We start from the raw sequence: 18,360 nt of genomic DNA, 5'->3' as shown, positions 1-18,360 counted from the left end.
GCAGTAGATGTCGGGTTGGTTGTAGGAATAACAGCAGCAATCAGACCGATCGGCTCAGCTATTTTCTTAATACCGTAAGCAGTATCTTCTTCAATCACACCGCAGGTTCTGGTATTCTTATATGCGTTGTATACATATTCGGCTGCGTAATGGTTCTTGATAACCTTATCTTCTACAATACCCATTCCTGTTTCTTCAACAGCATCTTTAGCAAGCGGGATACGTGCTTTGTCAGCAGCAGTAGCGGCAGCTTTAAAAATCTTATCTACCTGCTCCTGGGTAAATGTTGCGAAAATCTTCTGTGCCTCTTTCATGGCTGCAATCTTTGCAGTAAGGGCTTCAGGGGTGTCGATGATGGTTGGGATAGTGTTCTCTTTTTTTGCCATTTGGGAATCCTCCTGTTTGTGTTTTCGTTAAAAGTATTTACCGTGACCTGTTATGTTTTTATTATATAAATAAACTGATTATTTGGTCAACAGTAACATTAATATGAGCATAACGAAATATTATGGTGAAAATTGTGCATAATCACGTAAATAATGTGAATAAAATATCAATTGTCAGAATATATGAGAAAAATTTAACAATATATGTTCTGCTGGCAACTGAGAGAAAGTTAAAAAAATAACGTTAATAAATTAACAACCTCGATGATGCTATTATATGACTTTGTTAATCATTTGTCAATTACATAGCATATGAAAAAGTTAACAAATACTAACTTGAAATTTCGTGAAAATATAACAATATAATTTGTAGAAGGATTTATGTTTTTCCATATGTTTGCAGGAGATTAAGAGTTACTGTGAACGGAGTGAACAGTAATGATTAAGAAAAATTAAGCCCCGCAAAATCTGCGGGGCTTAATTTTTCTTAAGTTTCTATTTGTTTCAGGCTTTTCTGAAAGCTGCTCTCTTACGTTCTCTGGAATCCAGAAGTCTCTTACGGATACGGAGAGACTCTGGTGTAACCTCAAGAAGTTCATCCTGGTCGATGAAATCGATGGCCTGTTCCAGACTGAGAACTCTTGGTGGAGTTAATTTCAGTGCATCATCAGCGGAAGAAGAACGTGTGTTAGTCAAATGCTTTGTCTTGCATACGTTCAGCTCGATATCTTCGGCTTTACCATTCTGTCCGATAACCATACCGCTGTAAACCTTTGCACCAGGTCCGATAAACAGAGTACCACGCTCCTGAGCTGCGAACAGACCATAAGTAACAGCTTCGCCAGCTTCGAAAGCAATCAGAGATCCCTGTTTTCTGTACTGGAAATCTCCCTTGTAAGGAGCATATCCGTCAAACATAGTATTGATGATGCCGGTACCCTTGGTGGAAGTAAGGAACTCACCGCGGAATCCGATCAGTCCACGGGAAGGAATGTGGAATTCCAGACGGACAGTACCGTCACTGGCAGTACTCATACCCTGCAGCTCACCTTTACGTTCGCTCAGCTTCTGGATTACAGTACCGGAAAATTCTTCCGGAACATCTACATAAGCGATTTCCATAGGTTCAAGTTTCTTTCCACGTTCATCTGTTTTGTACAGAACCTCTGGTTTACTTACTGCGAATTCATAACCTTCACGTCTCATGTTCTCGATCAGGACAGACAGATGAAGTTCTCCACGTCCGGAAACCTTAAAGGCTTCTGTTGTTTCCGTATCTTCTACACGAAGACTGACATCTGTATTCAGCTCACGGTAGAGACGGTCACGAAGATGACGGGATGTGATGTATTTACCTTCCTGGCCTGCCAGCGGACTGTCATTTACGATGAAGTTCATGGCAATGGTAGGCTCGGAAATCTTCTGGAAAGGAATTGCTTCCGGGTTTTCTCCACCGCAGAGAGTATCACCGATATGGATGTCTGCAATACCGGAAATAGCAACGATGGAACCAATAGTAGCTTCCTTTACTTCAACCTTATTCAGACCGTCAAACTCATAGAGCTTGCTGATCTTAACTTTCTTACGTTTGTCCAGATCATGATGGTTTAACAGAGTCAGCTCCTGATTTACTGCAATTGTACCATTCTCAACTTTACCTACACCGATACGTCCAACATATTCGTTGTAGTCAATGGTACTGATCAGAACCTGAGTATCTGCATCAGGATCTCCCTCCGGAGCCGGGATATATTTCAGGATAGCGTCAAACAGCGGAGCCATATCCTTAGGAGTATCGTTTAAGTCGATCACAGCATGACCTGCTTTTGCAGAAGCATACAGGAACGGACAGTCAAGCTGCTCATCAGAAGCACCAAGATCCATAAGAAGTTCCAGAACTTCATCTACAACCTCGTCAGGACGAGCCTCCGGACGGTCGATCTTGTTGATACAAACGATTACATGGAGATCAAGTTCAAGGGCTTTCTTAAGAACGAATTTAGTCTGAGGCATAGCACCTTCGAAAGCATCAACGAGAAGAATAACACCGTCTACCATCTTAAGTACACGTTCTACCTCGCCACCGAAATCAGCATGTCCTGGTGTGTCGATGATGTTGATCTTTGTATCTTTGTAATGAATAGCTGTATTCTTGGATAAAATAGTGATGCCACGTTCACGTTCGATGTCATTGGAGTCCATGACACGTTCCTGAACTTCCTGGTTCTCACGGAATACACCGCTCTGTTTCAGAAGCTGGTCAACCAGAGTTGTTTTACCGTGGTCAACGTGTGCGATAATGGCTACGTTACGGACGTCTTCACGTTTTGTTCTCATAAAATGATTTTCCTTTCCTCTTTAAGCTTTGAATGGGTAACTGTTCGGCACGCTGGCTGAACAGTTACCGGGATTGTTAATATTCATGTGTTATCAGCAGGATTATTTTGCCGCAAAAGCATTTTTCAAACATGATTTAATCTTGCAGATGAATTTGTTCCTATTATTATGTGTTTTTTTCCTCAATAAGTTACCCGAATTTTCAGTTTACCACATTTTCGTCAGATTACAAGGTGTTAAAATAATTTTTTTTATTTTTGCAGATTCTGGTTCTAAATGAGAATGCCTGTACATAACCTTATAAAGAACAATACAAGGTACAGAGGAGCATATGCGGGATCGCTGAAAGAAGCAGAGGCGATTTACGGTCTGCACTGCAGGCAGGGATTCTGACACAGGTGCTCTACAGGGAAGGAGAACCACATTATGGCAGATAAAATTATTGAAAACAATCAGGTATCTATGATGGGCAAAATTGCAGCAGGCTTTACATTCAGTCATCAGGTCTTTGGAGAAGGCTTCTATATGACAGAACTGCTGGTCAAAAGGCTCAGTGATTCGGAAGACAGGATTCCGGTGATGGTTTCTGAACGGCTGGTGGATGTAACGCAGGATTATATCGGAGAATATGTGGAAATCCATGGACAGTTCCGCTCATATAACCGCCATGAGGAGAAGCATAACCGTCTCGTGCTTTCAGTATTCAGCAGAGAACTGAAGTTTGTGGAAGAAGAGGATGAAACAGTTCCGGTCAATCAGATTTTTCTGGACGGATATATCTGCAAGCCACCAGTATACCGTAAGACTCCTCTTGGAAGAGAAATTGCGGATGTGCTGTTGGCAGTAAATCGTCCGTATGGAAAATCAGATTACATACCATGCATCTGCTGGGGCAGAAATGCCCGCTATGCATCTGCGTTTGAAGTTGGCGGTCATGTCCTGATCTGGGGACGTATCCAGAGCAGAGAATATATGAAACGGATCGGGGAAAATGAAACAGAGAAGAGAGTTGCGTATGAAGTATCTGTAAGCAAGCTGGAATATATGGAATAAAATGTTACTGTTCACTCCGTTCTCAGTAACGTAGCCAAAATTCATTCCAGATTGCCTGCGGCAATGGAATTTTGGCTTGTATGACTCGGGATTTTGGCATATTTATGCCAAAACGCCTCGCGGGATAGTGGTGTATGAACAGTAACATAAAAATTACTGTCATGTGTCTGTTTACGCTGCAATCACCCTGGAATATATGATGATTGGTTACTGTAAACAGTAACACTTGCAATTCTTCATAAACTGCGGTAATATAAGCGTATTCAGATAACTATGGCAGCCTGCTGTTCCACGAAGCATTCCGGCGTGAATATGCCGGAAGCTCATCGCAGAAGTCGAAAACAGACTGCTGTTTATCATGTCTGTAATGACACAGAGAAGAAGGTACAATTTCAATAACGATAAGAGGAATTGTTTGTTATGGAAAAAGAATTTACAGAGGTTTACTGTGGCGGGGGAAAGGGAAAGACAACTCTGGCGATCGGTCAGTGTCTGAGAGCTTCCGCACAGGGTAAAAGCGTCATTATTATTCAGTTTCTGAAAGGAAGAGAGCGCAGGGAACTGGATTTTCTGGCGGAACTGGATAATCTGGATATTAAGATATTCCGTTTTGAGAAGCATGATGAAGGATATGAGGAACTGAATGAGCAGGAGAAGGCAGAGGAGAAAACCAATATTCTTAATGCTTTGAATTTTGCGCGCAAAGTGATCGCAACGCAGGAATGCGATTTTCTGCTCCTGGATGAGATTCTTGCACTTCCGGATTACGGGATCACCACTGCAGAGGCAATCGGTGATATCCTGAAGATGAAGGACGAGAGTATGCATATTCTGCTTACGGGACGGACGTTACCGGACAGCCTGCGTAAATATGCAGACAGCATAACTACACTGACAACAGAGATTGTATAAGGTGTATAAAACCTGATTATTGTTTATGAATGGACAGTAATCTGTATGGAAATTACAGAAGAATAAAGGAGGAAGGCAAATGGCAATTTTTAAAGGTGCAGGTGTTGCGATCGTAACCCCTATGTATGAAGATGGTAAGGTTAATTATGATAAACTGGAGGAACTTCTGGAGTATCAGATTGCAAACAGTACAGATGCGATCATTATCTGCGGAACAACAGGAGAATCATCAACGATGACGCATGGAGAGCATCTTAAGACAATTAAGTTTGCAATCGACAAGGTAAACAAACGTGTTCCGGTTATCGCAGGTACAGGTTCCAACTGTACGGAAACTGCAATTATGATGTCAAAGGAGGCTGCTTCTTACGGTGCAGATGCACTTCTTATAGTGACTCCATATTATAACAAGGCGACTCAGAAAGGACTGATCGCTCATTATACAGCTATTGCAGAGGCAGTTCCGGAAACACCGATCATTATGTACAATGTTCCGAGTCGTACAGGATGTAACATCCAGCCTGCAACAGCAGTAGCTCTGGCTAAAAATGTTAAGAATATTGTTGGTATCAAAGCAGCAAGCGGAGATCTTTCACAGATTGCAACCATGATGTCCATGGCTGATGGCTGCATTGAACTCTACTCCGGAAATGATGATCAGGTACTTCCGATTCTTTCACTTGGCGGACTTGGAGTAATTTCCGTACTTTCTAATGTAGCTCCTAAGGAAACACATGATATGGTTATGAAATTCCTTGAAGGAGATACAAAGGGTGCAGCAGAAATCCAGTTAAAGGCAATCCCGTTAATTCATGCACTGTTCAGTGAAGTAAACCCGATTCCGGTGAAAGCAGCTCTGAATCTGATGGGTAAAGAAGTGGGACCACTTCGTATGCCATTATCCGAGATGGAAGATGCAAACAAGGCAAAACTTGCAGAAGAATTGAAGAATTTCGGAATTAAACTTGCATAAATATAACCGCAGGATTGTTCGGAAAATCAACTTGCCGATATACTGGAATTGAGAGGAATAGACAAATGGTAAAGATTATTATGCATGGCTGTAACGGTCACATGGGTCAGGTAATCTCCGGACTTGTGGAGAAGGATCCGGATGCTGAGATTGTAGCAGGTATCGATGTGGCAGATCAGGGAAAGAACAGCTACCCTGTATATACAAATATGGAAGAATGTCAGGTAGAGGCAGATGCCCTTATCGACTTCTCTTCTGCAAAAGCAACAGATGCACTTCTTGCTTACTGTGAGAAACGCAAACTCCCGATTGTATTATGTACAACCGGTTTAAGCGAGGAGCAGCTCGCAAAGGTGGAAGAGACATCTGAGAATGTCGCAGTTCTGAAATCTGCAAATATGTCTCTTGGAATCAATACTCTGATGAAACTGCTTCAGGATGCGGCAAAGGTTCTGGCAACAGCAGGATTTGACATGGAGATTGTTGAGAAGCATCACAGACTGAAACTGGATGCACCAAGCGGCACAGCACTTGCACTGGCTGACAGTATTAATGAGGCAATGGATAACCAGTATCATTATATTTATGACCGCAGCCAGAGACGTGAGATGCGGGATGATAAGGAAATCGGTATCTCAGCAGTCCGCGGTGGAACAATCGTAGGAGAACACGAAGTGATCTTCGCAGGTCCGGATGAAGTGATTGAATTTAAGCATACTGCATATTCCAAAGCTGTATTTGGAAAGGGTGCTGTTGAAGCTGCGAAATTCCTTGCAGGCAAACCGGCAGGAAGATATGATATGAGCGATGTTATCAGTGCAAAATAATCAGGAATGCAGTAAAAATTGATAACTGGTAATTTTCAGTATCTTCATAGCAGTGAAATAAAATATATAAAAGGAAAGTGTATCTGATGTTTCAGAACACTTTCCTTTTTTGTAATATTGGCCTGTATGCTGCTATAATAATTCTGATCAATGATTATATGCGTAAGTCAGCAATGTTCTGGAATCCTGCCAGCGGGCAGAAGATGAATCTGCACCCAGGACAACGGAAATATAGGTGTTTCCCCTTGCGGAATAAGAAAGTCCGACAAAACAATAGCCTGCTTTGTTGGTATAGCCTGTTTTCATACCCTGAACTCCCGGAACATTGCCGAGCAGGGCGTTGGTGGTGCCGATAGAATAGCTTCTGCCGGTGTTGAGATTCGAGAAAGAATAATAGCCGGTGCTCACCAGTTTGCGGAACATAGGCTTTTTGATCGCATACTGGGCAATTTTTGCCAGGTCAGAAGCTGTCGTGTAATGGTTATACCCTGCATCCAGACCATTTGGGGTTGCGAAATGTGTATTCGTACATCTGATCTCTGCTGCTTTTTTATTCATTAATTTAACAAACTTTGCAGTGGAACCGCTGACGTGTTCGGCAATGGCAACTGCGGTGTCGTTGTGGGAGGGAAGCATCAGGGAATAAAGCAGATCTTTCAGATAAAATATTTCTCCTGCATTTGCATAAAGCTTGCTGGGTTCAATAGATGCTGCGTAAGGGGAGAACTTTACTTTTTCGTTTAATTTGCAGTTTTCAAGTGCAAGGATACAGGTCATAATCTTGGTTGTGCTAGCGTTGGCATGAGCAACATTTTCATTTTTGCCATAAATAATCTGACCGGTATCTGCATTCATGAGAAGTGCACAGTCAGAGGAAAGGGAATAATTTAATCCGGTGTGGGTGACAGTACCATTCTGGTTAAAGTAATAGTAAGTTCCCTTGATCTTGTGTTTTCCTGTAACTGCTTTTCCGTCTTTGCCAAAATAGTATTTCTTTCCGGATTTATCAGTGTACCATCCGGTAACCATGGCACCGTCTTTACCGACATAGTAATAATTTCTTTTATATTTGATAAGAGAATTCTTTATCAGATATCCCTGAGATCTGGTTCCGAAATAATAATTTTTGCCTTTGATCGTATGCCAGCTGCACCAGCGGTGTCCGAGTTTGTTAAAATAATAGGTCTTTTTGTCAATTTTCAGAAATACATTTTTGGCGATGGTTTTATCATCATAGCGGTAAATCCAGTAATTGCCGTCTTTTACAAATTTTCCCGATGCTGCGATATCAGGTTTCTGAAGTGTGGATGCATAGATAGTAGAAACACTGCAGGTAAACAGCAGGAAAAGTGCAGCCAGAAATATGAAAACAGAGCTGCGAAGTGAATGGTTCCTTTTTCTTTTCATGATAATCTCCTGTAAATATGAGTTATAGATATTCCGTAAAATACTGCAGTCAATCCATCTCATTAATGAGTGAAATCCTGCTATGGCAATGTGTTAGTGTGACGACAAGATTGTTTGAGAAATCAACTTGTCGGTACGCTAGATTGTGGGAGTATATATGTACGGAGTAATCTGTTTTGTATTATTTAAATCATAGCATGAAAAGTAAATTTTTTCCAGAATAGTATTGAGTTTTTGGTACATATTAAAAACATAATATAAAAACATGAAAAGACGGAGAGGTTCTGCTGCATGGACCGGCAGAATGCTTTCCGGGAACAGGAGATGAATATGGGAATAAAGGTAAAAAAGATTCTGACAGGTACAGCACTTATTATGTCACTGTGCATATTCACAGCATGTGGAAATGCAAATAAAGCAGCTGATGAGGCAGACACAAACGAAGAAAATATGACGGATAATAATGCAGCAAACGATGATAACATGGAAAATAACGCAGGAGAAAACAATACAAATGGAAATAGCACATCAGGAAACAATGCGGCAGATAACAATGTAAATAATGGTGGAACCGTCACAGACAATGGAACTGCCGCAGAGGATGAAGCTACAGAAAATGAGACAAAACAGAATAGCAATGCAGCAGATAATGCCAGAATTGATGAAAACAACAACGGTGACGGCACAGTATCCGGAGAATTGGGAAACAGCGTCAAAGATCTGGGCGAAGGGGTAGGTAATGCTGTAGAAGATGTGGGGGATGCTGTTGGTAATGCGGCAGAAGGAAGATAGACATCAGGAATAATTTATGGTATTATCGTGTTAAATTGGTAAAATTTAAATAGTGTATTCCCGAAGTTTTTATTGCATTTGTTTTTGCATCTAACTATAGCAATCATTGTAAATAATGCATATTGATTCAGCTCATCAGAGCGTGACATCCGTTACTGTGAACGGAGTGAACAGTAACTGAAATCCTGCGTCAGCACGCCTGCAGATATCTTCCTTGTCTTTCGCACTCTGCTGAACTGTCTCAAATGCATTAATTTAAGAGGCTTGCTATAAGTACAAAAAGATTCTGAGAGTACATATAACGGATATGGAGGTACGAATTTTATGAAATTTCGCCCATGTATTGATATACATAATGGAAAAGTAAAACAGATTGTAGGTGGGAGCCTTACGGACGTACAGGATCAGGCAAGTGAGAATTTTGTATCTGAACAGGATGCATCTTTTTATGCAGAATTATATAAAAAGGCAGGGATAAAAGGAGGACATGTAATTCTGTTAAATGGTCATGACTCTCCATACTATGAATCAACAAAAGAACAGGCACTTCTTGCATTACATACTTATTCAGGAGGATTACAGATCGGCGGAGGAGTGAACCCGGAAAATGCAGGGGAATATCTTGATGCAGGTGCCAGTCATGTGATCGTTACATCCTATGTATTTAAAGATGGAAGGATTTCCTGGGAAAATCTGAACAGAATGAAAGAGACTGTGGGAAAAGAGAAACTGGTTCTTGACCTGAGCTGCCGCAGAAAAGATGGAAAATATTATATTGTGACAGACCGCTGGCAGAAATTTACAGATGTCACTGTGACACTGGATATTATGAAAGAACTGGGAAGTTACTGCGATGAGTTTCTGGTCCATGCAGTAGATGTGGAGGGAAAGGCACGGGGAGTTGAAACAGAACTTGCATCTCTGCTGGGTGAATATAAAGGAAATCCGGTTACTTACGCAGGGGGAGTTGGCTCCATGAAGGATATTGAGGACCTGCGGAAATATGGAAAAGACAGACTGGATGTCACAGTAGGCAGTGCATTGGATCTTTTTGGCGGAAATATTTCATTCTCAGAACTGATTAAACTTTAACTATAGTAATCTCAGGAATCACTGTGAAAATGTACAGAACAATTACAGAATTTTTGCTATTTCCCCATAATGACAAAGGAACTTTAAAGTTATTTCTGAAGTAAACAGAAAAAATGTGAAATTTTAATAAAATAGTGTTAAAATTCAAAAATATGTGTTATAATAGGTTCATCAAACAGCAAAGGGGATGGAAGCATGAAGTTTATCATCAGCGGAAAAAATATTACAGTTACAGAAGGTCTTAAGACAGCAGTCCAGGACAAGCTCAGTAAACTGGAAAGGTATTTCACTCCTGACACCGAAGTTGTAGTAACTTTAAGTGTTGAAAAAGAAAGACAGAAAATTGAAGTGACAATCCCTGTAAAAGGAAATATCATTCGTTCCGAACAGGTAAGCAATGACATGTATGTATCAATCGATCTGGTAGAGGAAGTCATTGAACGTCAGCTTCGCAAGTACAAAAATAAAATCGTAGACAAACAGCAGGCAGCAGCCAACTTCCAGAAAGCATATCTGGACAAGGACTACGATGAGGATGAAGAAGTTAAGATCATCCGTACCAAGAAATTCGGAATCAAACCAATGTATCCGGAAGATGCATGCGTACAGATGGAACTGCTCGGACATAATTTCTTTGTATTCTACAATGCAGAGACAGACCAGGTAAATGTAGTTTACAAACGTAAAGGCAATACTTACGGTCTGATCGAACCGGAATTCTAAATCTGCTTATAAGATCAAAAATATGAAACATAGACAGCCATAAAAAAGTTTTCATAAAGAAAAGCTTCCTTACAGAGAGACAAAATGCCCCCTGTAAGGGAGCTTTTTTGTCAGGAAAAATATATACCTTTAGCGCATAAGGAATGCTTTGACGCAGTGGCCTAAATATGTTAAAATATCAAAAGATATTATGAAATTTGTAACTGTTCAGCAGTTAAAAAATTACAAGTTGAAATTCATTCCGGATTGTCTGCGGCAATGGAATATTGACTTGTATATTCTGGTGGAACGTTCTGTTGGAATGGATTGCTGAAGAATAGTTACCGAAATTTTATAAATGAAGAAGTGTAAAAAGAAGGAAGGAGCACAAAAATCATGAGAAAAGCCGGAGTATTAATGCCAGTTTCCGCACTTCCGTCCCGTATTGGTGCCGGAGAACTTGGAGAATCTGCATTCCAATTTATCGAGTTATTAAAGGAGAATCATGTAAAGATATGGCAGATACTGCCACTGAATCCGGTTGGCTATGGTAATTCCCCATACCAGCCATATTCCTCCTGTGCAGGGGATGAGTTGTATATCAGTCTTGATGCGCTTGCAGAGGAAGGTCTGTTAAAGGAACATCCAAAGGAATTTCAGGAGAGAGCTACAAGAGTAGATTATGAGGCTGTCCGCCAGTACAGAGAGCCTTTCTTAAGAACTGCGTTTGATGTTTTTACAGAGAAAAAGGGACAGGAAGAAACAGCATATAAAGAATTTGCTTCACAGGAATGGGTATATGAGTATGGTGTGTTCCGCGCATTAAAGAAAGCAAATAACGGAGAATGCTGGAATGACTGGCCGGAAGAATATAGAACCTGGCCGGAGAACAGACAGAAGTTACCGGCAGAGGTGGAGACAGAGGCACAGTATCAGATGTTTCTTCAGTATATTTTCTACACACAGTGGATGAAGGTGAAGAAGGCTGCAAACGATGCCGGAATCCAGATTATGGGAGATGTTCCTTTCTATGTGGGACAGGATTCTGTAGACGTATGGGGTGGAAAAGATAACTTTCTTCTTGATACAGATGGACGTCCGATCTTCATCGCCGGAGTACCGCCTGATTATTTCAGTGCTACAGGGCAGAGATGGGGAAATCCGATCTATGACTGGGAGCATATGAAGGAACAGGATTACAGATTCTGGGTGGACAGAATCGGCTATAGCAACAAATTGTTTGATATTATAAGGATCGACCATTTCCGGGCATTTGATACATACTGGAAAATTCCGGCAGACTGCCCGACTGCTATTGACGGTGAATGGATCGAGGCACCGGGATATGAAGTCATTGATACACTTCAGAAAGAAATTCCGGGATTAGATCTGGTAGCAGAGGATCTGGGGCTGCTTCGTCCGGAGGTTCTGATGCTGAAAGATCATTATCATCTGAAGGGAATGAAGATTCTGATCTTCTCCATAGAAACAGGTGGAAAATATGCCCGAGATACCTTCCATGATGTGGAAAACATGATTTTTTACACAGGAACGCATGACAATGATACGATCATGCAGTGGTATGGAAATATGAGTGCCGCAGCCAGAAGAAAAATCCGCCGGATGTTAAAGAGGGCGGGAGCATCACAGGGCTCTGTCAAGGACAGATTCCTGCAGTATACCATGCAGAATCAGGCAGAATATGCGATCATTCCGTTGGCAGATATTCTTGGACTTGGAAAAGAGGGCCATATCAACACACCGGGAACCATTGGTTCTCCGAACTGGGAGTGGCATTTACCGGATTTTATACAGGCCAAAAAGGAACTGCAGAAATTTGGCAGACTGATCGTGGATACAAAGCGATAAATTTGTTACTGTTCACACACCACTATCCCGCGAGGTGTTTTGGTATGAATATGCCAAAATCCCGAGACATACAAGCCAAAATTCCATTGCCGCAGGCAATCTGGAATGAATTTTGGCTACGTTACTGTGAACGGAGTGAACAGTAACGTAAATTTTGGTGACTCCGTAATTTTCTTGGTTTGTTCATGAAAAATTCATTGTTTTCCATAACGGAAAGTGTTAGAATATACAAGTATTGTGTATTATAGTAAGCGTTTGTAATGTTCGCATGCTGCTGACATGTCTGCTGTGGACGGAGTGAACAGAGATTATTCCGCACAGTAGCAATTGTTATATGGCAGCAATGCTTGTATAAAAAAGAAATAAACAGGAGTAAAACCTAATATGAATATGTTTTCAAAAGTATTCGGGACCCGCAGCCAGCGAGAGGTTAAGCGTATCATGCCTCTGGTTGAGAAAATTGAGAGCCTGCGCCCGGACATGCAGAAGTTAAGCGACGAAGAACTCAGAGGAAAAACAAGAGAATTTAAGAAACGTCTTGAAGAGGGAGAGACACTGGATGATCTGCTTCCTGAGGCATTTGCGGTTGTACGTGAAGCTGGCAAGCGTGTTCTTGGAATGGAACATTTCCGTGTGCAGCTTATCGGTGGTATCATTCTCCATCAGGGACGTATCGCAGAGATGAGAACAGGTGAAGGTAAAACACTTGTCGCCACACTTCCGTCATATTTAAATGCACTGGAAGGCAAAGGTGTGCATGTCGTAACAGTCAACGATTACCTGGCTAAACGAGATGCGGAAGAAATGGGAAAGATCCATGAGTTTCTTGGCCTGACAGTCGGTGTTGTTTTAAATGATATGAAGCAGGATGAGCGTCGTGCTGCATACAACTGTGATGTTACCTATGTTACGAACAACGAACTCGGTTTCGATTATCTGCGTGACAACATGGTTATCTATAAAGAACAGCTGGTACAGAGAGATCTGCACTACTGTATCATCGATGAGGTCGACTCCATTCTCATCGACGAGGCACGTACCCCTCTGATCATTTCCGGACAGAGCGGTAAGTCAACCAAGTTATACGAGGCCTGCGATATCCTTGCTCAGCAGTTAGAGCGCGGTGAAGCCAGCCATGAGATGACCAAGATGGCAGCCATCATGGGTGAAGAAGTTATCGAGACAGGTGACTTCGTTGTAAATGAAAAAGATAAGATCGTAAACCTTACAGAGCAGGGCGTTCATAAGGTTGAGAAATTTTTCCATATTGAAAACCTGGCAGATCCGGAGAATCTGGAGATTCAGCATAATATTACACTTGCACTTCGTGCCCATAACCTGATGCATAAGGATCAGGATTATGTAGTTAAAGATGATGAAATCCTTATTGTTGATGAATTCACCGGACGTATCATGCCGGGACGCCGTTACTCAGATGGTCTTCATCAGGCAATCGAAGCGAAAGAGCATGTTAAGATCAAACGTGAGAGCAAGACTCTGGCAACCATCACTTTCCAGAACTTCTTTAATAAATATGATAAGAAGGGCGGTATGACCGGTACAGCTGTCACAGAGGAGAAAGAATTCCGTGATATCTATGCAATGGACGTTGTAGAGATCCCGACTAACAGACCGGTTATCCGAGTTGACCATGAAGATGCTGTTTATATGACAAAGAAAGAGAAATTCAACGCAGTTGTCAATGCTGTAGTGGAAGCTCATGCGAAACAGCAGCCTGTACTGGTCGGTACCATTACGATTGAAACTTCCGAGCTTCTCAGCCGTATGCTGAAGAGACAGGGAATCAAACATAATGTATTGAATGCCAAGTTCCATGAACTTGAGGCAGAGATTGTCTCACAGGCAGGTCAGGCAGGAGCAGTTACGATCGCCACTAACATGGCTGGTCGTGGTACAGATATCAAGCTGGATGATGTGGCAAGAAATGCAGGTGGTCTGATGATCATCGGTACAGAACGTCATGAGTCCAGACGTATTGATAATCAGCTTCGCGGACGTTCCGGACGTCAGGGAGATCCGGGTGAATCCCGTTTCTATATTTCCCTGGAAGATGACCTGATGCGTCTGTTCGGTTCTGAGAGACTGATGAAGATCTTTACATCTCTTGGTGTTGCAGAGAATGAACAGATTGAGCACAAGATGCTTTCCAATGCAATTGAGAAAGCTCAGGAGAAGATTGAGTTTAACAACTTTGGTATCCGTAAGAATCTTCTTGATTATGACCAGGTAAACAATGAACAGCGTGAGATCATCTACAAAGAACGTCGTCAGGTTCTCGACGGTGAGAATATGCGTGAAGCAATCTATAAGATGATCCAGGATACAGTGGATACTTATGTTGATATGTGTTTCTCTGATGATGTAGATTCTGAAGAGTGGGATCTGAATGAATTTAACGGTGTTCTTACTCCGATCATTCCGATCAGACCGCTTACAGCTGAGAGTGTAAAAGGCAAGAAACGCGATGAGATCAGACATGAACTGAAAGAAGAGGCAGTGAAGCTCTATGAAGAAAAAGAAGCAGAGTTCCCGGAACCGGAGCAGCTTCGTGAATTAGAGCGAGTTGTACTTCTGAAATGCATTGACAGCAAGTGGATGGATCACATTGATGATATGGAAATCCTTCGTCAGGGTATCGGACTTGCTGCTTATGGACAGAGAGATCCGGTTGTTGAATATAAAATGAGTGCATTTGATATGTTCAACGAAATGATCACATCCATTCAGGAAGATACTCTTCGTATGCTGTACCATGTACATGTAGAGCAGAAGATCGAGCGTGAACAGGTAGCTAAAGTTACCGGAACAAACAAGGATGACAGTGCCGGTCCTAAGAAACCGGTTCAGAGAAAAGAAATCAAAGTATATCCGAACGATCCCTGCCCATGTGGAAGCGGTAAGAAATACAAACAGTGCTGTGGACGTAAGAATAAGGCCTGACTCGTTTATCTCAGTTGAGAAGACTCCCATTTTGGTATATGGTGAGTTCATTACTACAGAGCGGGCAGTAATGATTTTGTAAACAGAACATTGTGAGCAGATCATGTCTGCTGCAAAATAAAAGGGCTGAATCATGAGGCCCTTTTATCGTGCGCAAAAACACGTTAGCGCGTTGAATTGGCAGATTGTGAATATCTGTCTGAACTGTTCAGTACATCCACAGCTATGTGATTATGATTGATGAACAGTCACATAACAATTCCATAAAGGGGGAAAAACAGTATGAAAAGAGAGTCTTTCGGCTCACGCCTTGGTTTTATCCTGGTGTCAGCAGGATGTGCCATTGGTATTGGAAACGTGTGGAAGTTTCCGTATATCTGTGGGGCATATGGAGGCGCGGCCTTTATCCTGATCTACTTATGTTTTCTGGTTATTCTCGGTATTCCGGTTCTGGTAGCAGAATTTGCGGTAGGACGGGGAAGCCACACAAGTGTTGCGAAATGTTTTGACAAACTGGCACCTGCAGGAAGCTGCTGGAAGCCATTGAAATTTATTGGTATTATTGGATGTTATATGCTGATGATGTTTTACACAACAGTAGGAGGATGGATGATCTACTATTGTGTGAAGAGTCTGCGGGGAGATTTCGTTGGAGCGACTCCGGAAGCAGTAACACAGTCTTTTTCCGATATGTTGGGAAATGCACCGACGATGATGTTATGGATGGTGATCATCTGTCTGATCGGATTTGCAGTCTGTTTCATGGGATTGCAGAATGGTATTGAAAAAATCTCCAAAGTAATGATGAGTGCACTGCTTATCATTATGGTGATCCTTGCGGTTCATTCAGTAATGATGGAAGGCGCGGGAGAAGGAATCAGCTTCTATCTGATTCCTGATTTTCAGAAGATTAAGGAAGCAGGAGTTGGTAATGTAGTATTTGCGGCATTGAGTCAGTCATTCTTTACATTATCCATTGGTATTGGTGCCATGCTGATCTTCGGAAGTTATCTGGACAAATCCAGAAGCCTTACCGGAGAGGCGGTAAGCATCACCGTACTCGATACTTTTGTTGCGCTGACAGCAGGATTTATCATTATTCCGGCGTGCTTCTCCTATGGAATCCAGCCGGATGCAGGTCCAAGCCTTATCTTTATCACTCTGCCCAATATTTTTGCAAAGATGAGCGGAGGGGCTTTGTGGGGAAGTCTGTTCTTCCTGTTTCTGACATTTGCTGCGGTTTCAACGATCATTGCTGTATTTGAGAACCTGATCGTGTTTAATATGGAACTGTTTGGCTGGAACCGTAAAAAGAGTGTTGTTGTCTGCGCAGTTCTTGTTGTGATCTTAAGCATTCCATGTGTGCTTGGATTCAATGTACTTTCCGGATTCCAGCCATTCGGAGATGGAAGCAACATCATGGATCTGGAAGACTTTATTGTTTCTAATAACCTTCTTCCTCTTGGAAGTCTTGGTTACCTTCTGTTTTGTACCAGAAAGAACGGATGGGGATGGGACAATTTTATTGCAGAGGTGAATGCCGGTACAGGCATGAAATTCCCGAAATGTCTGAAAAATTATGTTGCCTATGGAATTCCGGCGATTATCATTGTGATCTATCTGAAAGGTTACTATGATAAATTTGCAGGTCTGGGAACAGCAGCACTGGCCGGATGGATGATCGTGGCACTGGTACTGCTGGGATTCGTATTCTACTGTGCGACAGCGAAGAAGAAAGTGAAACAGTAGGCGGAGCGCGAATATCTGTCCGACCTGAGAACAATAAAAGATGTAATTATGTCTGGGAAGAAAGATTCTTTCAGACATGGTTACATCTTTTTTGTGTTATGGAATTGTTGTGTAAAGGTAGTGGATGCATTATTTTAGAGGATTGCTATAATGAGGCAGTTCTTCGCTGGGGTTGGTTTTGAACTGTTTACGGTATGCCCGGGAAAAAGTGCTGTATTCTGCGAACCCGCTTTCCTGTGCTGCTTTTGTCACAGGCATTCCATTTAGAGATCAGAGTACGTGCCATAAGAAGCCGCTTGTTTACAATATAATTATGAAGGGTATAGCCGGTTTCTTGTTTGAACTTCCGCATCAGATGGTACTTGCTTACATAATATCTGGCAGAAAGCGTTTCTACAGATAGATCTTCTTTCAGATTGTGGTTGATATACTGAAGGATACTGGCAATCTGCGAGTCAAAGGTGTAGGATTTTTTATCAAAAATGTACTGCTTTTCCAGAAAGATACGGTTCAGATAAACCATAAACTGAAGAAAAAGTGACTGTGTCAGGATTTCTCTTCCATATTCATCGGATTTTGCAGAATTTTCCAGTTCAAACAGGATGTCTTTCATCTTTTCCTGAAGAGCAGAGTTCAGACGTACCAGATTATAGCTTCGGTCATTTGCTTTCTGGAAGCATTTCAGCAGTTCCTGCCAGGGAATATCGTTTTGGATCCAGAGAATAAAACGTTCATATGGAACAGATGGATCAATCTCCGGGCGGTGGATGGCATGGCGGTTTACCAGAAGAATGTCCCATGGTTTCAGTTGATAAGCTTTTCCTTCTATATGATAAGCAGCCTTGCCGGAGATGAAGATAACTACCTTGTGAAAATCATGATAATGGTAAGAGAATTCCTTTCTGGTCTGGTCTTTAAGATGAAAAAGTCGGAATTGTTCGTTCAGGTATCCTGTTTTTTCTGTCTGATAGAACTGTTCTGATAATAACATATCTGCCTCCGATATCTGCAATGATTATTTAATCGAATCAAGCAAGTCCTCTGTGGAGATTGTGAAAAGAAATAAGCAGTGGAAAGCAATAAGCGGAGGGAAAAGTTTGATTCATGGTATAATCATATCATTTAATGCGCAAATGTACAATTATTACTAAGAATGTAATAAATAGTAACGAATATATTTTATAATTTCTGAGAAAATATGCTACAAAGATATTGACATTATTACACGATAATAGTATCATGCAATTACAAAGTAATCGTAAAAACTTTGTAACTATTTCGAAATAGGGTAAAGAAATAG

13 protein-coding genes and 2 pseudogenes are annotated in these 18,360 nt (G+C 41.6%); 10 read left to right on the top strand and 5 right to left on the bottom strand.

Annotation, left to right across the window (positions count from 1 at the left end):
- Positions 1-386, bottom strand: a pseudogene (locus AC075J_RS12925) (bifunctional acetaldehyde-CoA/alcohol dehydrogenase); the annotation flags it as partial.
- 504 nt (positions 387-890) lie between these two features.
- Positions 891-2,723 (bottom strand): translational GTPase TypA, encoded by a 1,833-nt coding sequence (gene typA, locus AC075J_RS12920; RefSeq protein WP_055150693.1) that lies wholly within the window; start codon positions 2,721-2,723, stop codon positions 891-893.
- 426 nt (positions 2,724-3,149) lie between these two features.
- Here typA and AC075J_RS12915 point away from each other — a divergent pair, with 426 nt between their 5' ends.
- The 4 genes from AC075J_RS12915 (at position 3,150) to dapB (ending at position 6,488) form a co-directional block, all read left to right on the top strand.
- A complete protein-coding gene (locus tag AC075J_RS12915) occupies positions 3,150-3,776 on the top strand; it encodes a single-stranded DNA-binding protein (RefSeq protein ID WP_008706256.1) in 627 nt (208 codons plus the stop codon).
- 420 nt (positions 3,777-4,196) lie between these two features.
- Positions 4,197-4,688, top strand: coding sequence for a cob(I)yrinic acid a,c-diamide adenosyltransferase (locus AC075J_RS12910; RefSeq protein WP_022381314.1), 492 nt, complete (start codon positions 4,197-4,199; stop codon positions 4,686-4,688).
- A 79-nt stretch (positions 4,689-4,767) separates the two neighbouring features.
- Entirely contained in the window at positions 4,768-5,661 is an 894-nt protein-coding gene (gene dapA, locus AC075J_RS12905; protein WP_008706258.1) for a 4-hydroxy-tetrahydrodipicolinate synthase, read from the top strand.
- A gap of 65 nt (positions 5,662-5,726) precedes the next feature.
- Positions 5,727-6,488: a 4-hydroxy-tetrahydrodipicolinate reductase gene (dapB, locus tag AC075J_RS12900; RefSeq protein WP_119250515.1), complete on the top strand. Its 762-nt coding sequence runs from the start codon at positions 5,727-5,729 to the stop codon at positions 6,486-6,488.
- 147 nt (positions 6,489-6,635) lie between these two features.
- Here the strand turns inward: dapB and AC075J_RS12895 are convergent, their stop codons facing one another.
- Positions 6,636-7,895 (bottom strand): D-alanyl-D-alanine carboxypeptidase, encoded by a 1,260-nt coding sequence (locus AC075J_RS12895; protein WP_118520300.1) that lies wholly within the window; start codon positions 7,893-7,895, stop codon positions 6,636-6,638.
- 291 nt (positions 7,896-8,186) lie between these two features.
- Here AC075J_RS12895 and AC075J_RS12890 point away from each other — a divergent pair, with 291 nt between their 5' ends.
- From AC075J_RS12890 to AC075J_RS12865, 6 genes are all read left to right on the top strand, one after another.
- Entirely contained in the window at positions 8,187-8,687 is a 501-nt protein-coding gene (locus AC075J_RS12890; protein ID WP_118616826.1) for a hypothetical protein, read from the top strand.
- 324 nt (positions 8,688-9,011) lie between these two features.
- Positions 9,012-9,779, top strand: a complete 768-nt coding sequence (gene hisA, locus AC075J_RS12885; RefSeq protein ID WP_118572055.1) for a phosphoribosylformimino-5-aminoimidazole carboxamide ribotide isomerase — start codon at positions 9,012-9,014, stop codon at positions 9,777-9,779.
- 195 nt (positions 9,780-9,974) lie between these two features.
- Positions 9,975-10,502 carry a ribosome hibernation-promoting factor, HPF/YfiA family gene (gene hpf, locus AC075J_RS12880; protein ID WP_119250516.1) on the top strand — a complete coding sequence of 176 codons (528 nt, stop codon included), beginning with the start codon at positions 9,975-9,977 and terminating at the stop codon, positions 10,500-10,502.
- Between the two features lie 375 nt (positions 10,503-10,877).
- On the top strand, positions 10,878-12,350 hold the full coding sequence (malQ, locus tag AC075J_RS12875) for a 4-alpha-glucanotransferase (protein ID WP_173697606.1): 1,473 nt from the start codon (positions 10,878-10,880) through the stop codon (positions 12,348-12,350).
- 384 nt (positions 12,351-12,734) lie between these two features.
- Positions 12,735-15,311 carry a preprotein translocase subunit SecA gene (gene secA / locus AC075J_RS12870; protein ID WP_025578833.1) on the top strand — a complete coding sequence of 859 codons (2,577 nt, stop codon included), beginning with the start codon at positions 12,735-12,737 and terminating at the stop codon, positions 15,309-15,311.
- 282 nt (positions 15,312-15,593) lie between these two features.
- The gene (locus tag AC075J_RS12865; protein ID WP_008706275.1) at positions 15,594-17,060 is read left to right on the top strand and encodes a sodium-dependent transporter; all 1,467 of its coding nucleotides are present in this window, start codon (positions 15,594-15,596) and stop codon (positions 17,058-17,060) included.
- A gap of 129 nt (positions 17,061-17,189) precedes the next feature.
- Here AC075J_RS12865 and AC075J_RS12860 read toward each other — a convergent pair whose 3' ends face one another.
- Positions 17,190-17,318: a helix-turn-helix domain-containing protein gene (locus tag AC075J_RS12860; protein ID WP_476390397.1), complete on the bottom strand. Its 129-nt coding sequence runs from the start codon at positions 17,316-17,318 to the stop codon at positions 17,190-17,192.
- A 103-nt stretch (positions 17,319-17,421) separates the two neighbouring features.
- Positions 17,422-18,051 (bottom strand): annotated as a pseudogene (locus AC075J_RS12855) (AraC family ligand binding domain-containing protein); the annotation flags it as partial.
- Positions 18,052-18,360: the final 309 nt, after the last annotated feature.

The sequence above is a fragment of the Blautia sp. ZXY-1-C6 genome, from assembly GCF_056339875.1.
The sequence above is the reverse complement of the archived record's forward strand: the minus strand, read 5'-3'. Positions and strand labels throughout refer to the sequence as shown.

Coding starts and splice junctions, on each gene's coding strand:
- dapB (WP_119250515.1), top strand. CDS start 5,727: ATGGTAAAGATTATTATGCATGGCTGTAACGGTCACATGGGTCAGGTA.
- typA (WP_055150693.1), bottom strand. CDS start 2,723: ATGAGAACAAAACGTGAAGACGTCCGTAACGTAGCCATTATCGCACAC.
- AC075J_RS12860 (WP_476390397.1), bottom strand. CDS start 17,318: ATGCCTGTGACAAAAGCAGCACAGGAAAGCGGGTTCGCAGAATACAGC.
- AC075J_RS12865 (WP_008706275.1), top strand. CDS start 15,594: ATGAAAAGAGAGTCTTTCGGCTCACGCCTTGGTTTTATCCTGGTGTCA.
- dapA (WP_008706258.1), top strand. CDS start 4,768: ATGGCAATTTTTAAAGGTGCAGGTGTTGCGATCGTAACCCCTATGTAT.
- hpf (WP_119250516.1), top strand. CDS start 9,975: ATGAAGTTTATCATCAGCGGAAAAAATATTACAGTTACAGAAGGTCTT.
- malQ (WP_173697606.1), top strand. CDS start 10,878: ATGAGAAAAGCCGGAGTATTAATGCCAGTTTCCGCACTTCCGTCCCGT.
- AC075J_RS12890 (WP_118616826.1), top strand. CDS start 8,187: ATGGACCGGCAGAATGCTTTCCGGGAACAGGAGATGAATATGGGAATA.
- secA (WP_025578833.1), top strand. CDS start 12,735: ATGAATATGTTTTCAAAAGTATTCGGGACCCGCAGCCAGCGAGAGGTT.
- AC075J_RS12895 (WP_118520300.1), bottom strand. CDS start 7,895: ATGAAAAGAAAAAGGAACCATTCACTTCGCAGCTCTGTTTTCATATTT.
- AC075J_RS12910 (WP_022381314.1), top strand. CDS start 4,197: ATGGAAAAAGAATTTACAGAGGTTTACTGTGGCGGGGGAAAGGGAAAG.
- hisA (WP_118572055.1), top strand. CDS start 9,012: ATGAAATTTCGCCCATGTATTGATATACATAATGGAAAAGTAAAACAG.
- AC075J_RS12915 (WP_008706256.1), top strand. CDS start 3,150: ATGGCAGATAAAATTATTGAAAACAATCAGGTATCTATGATGGGCAAA.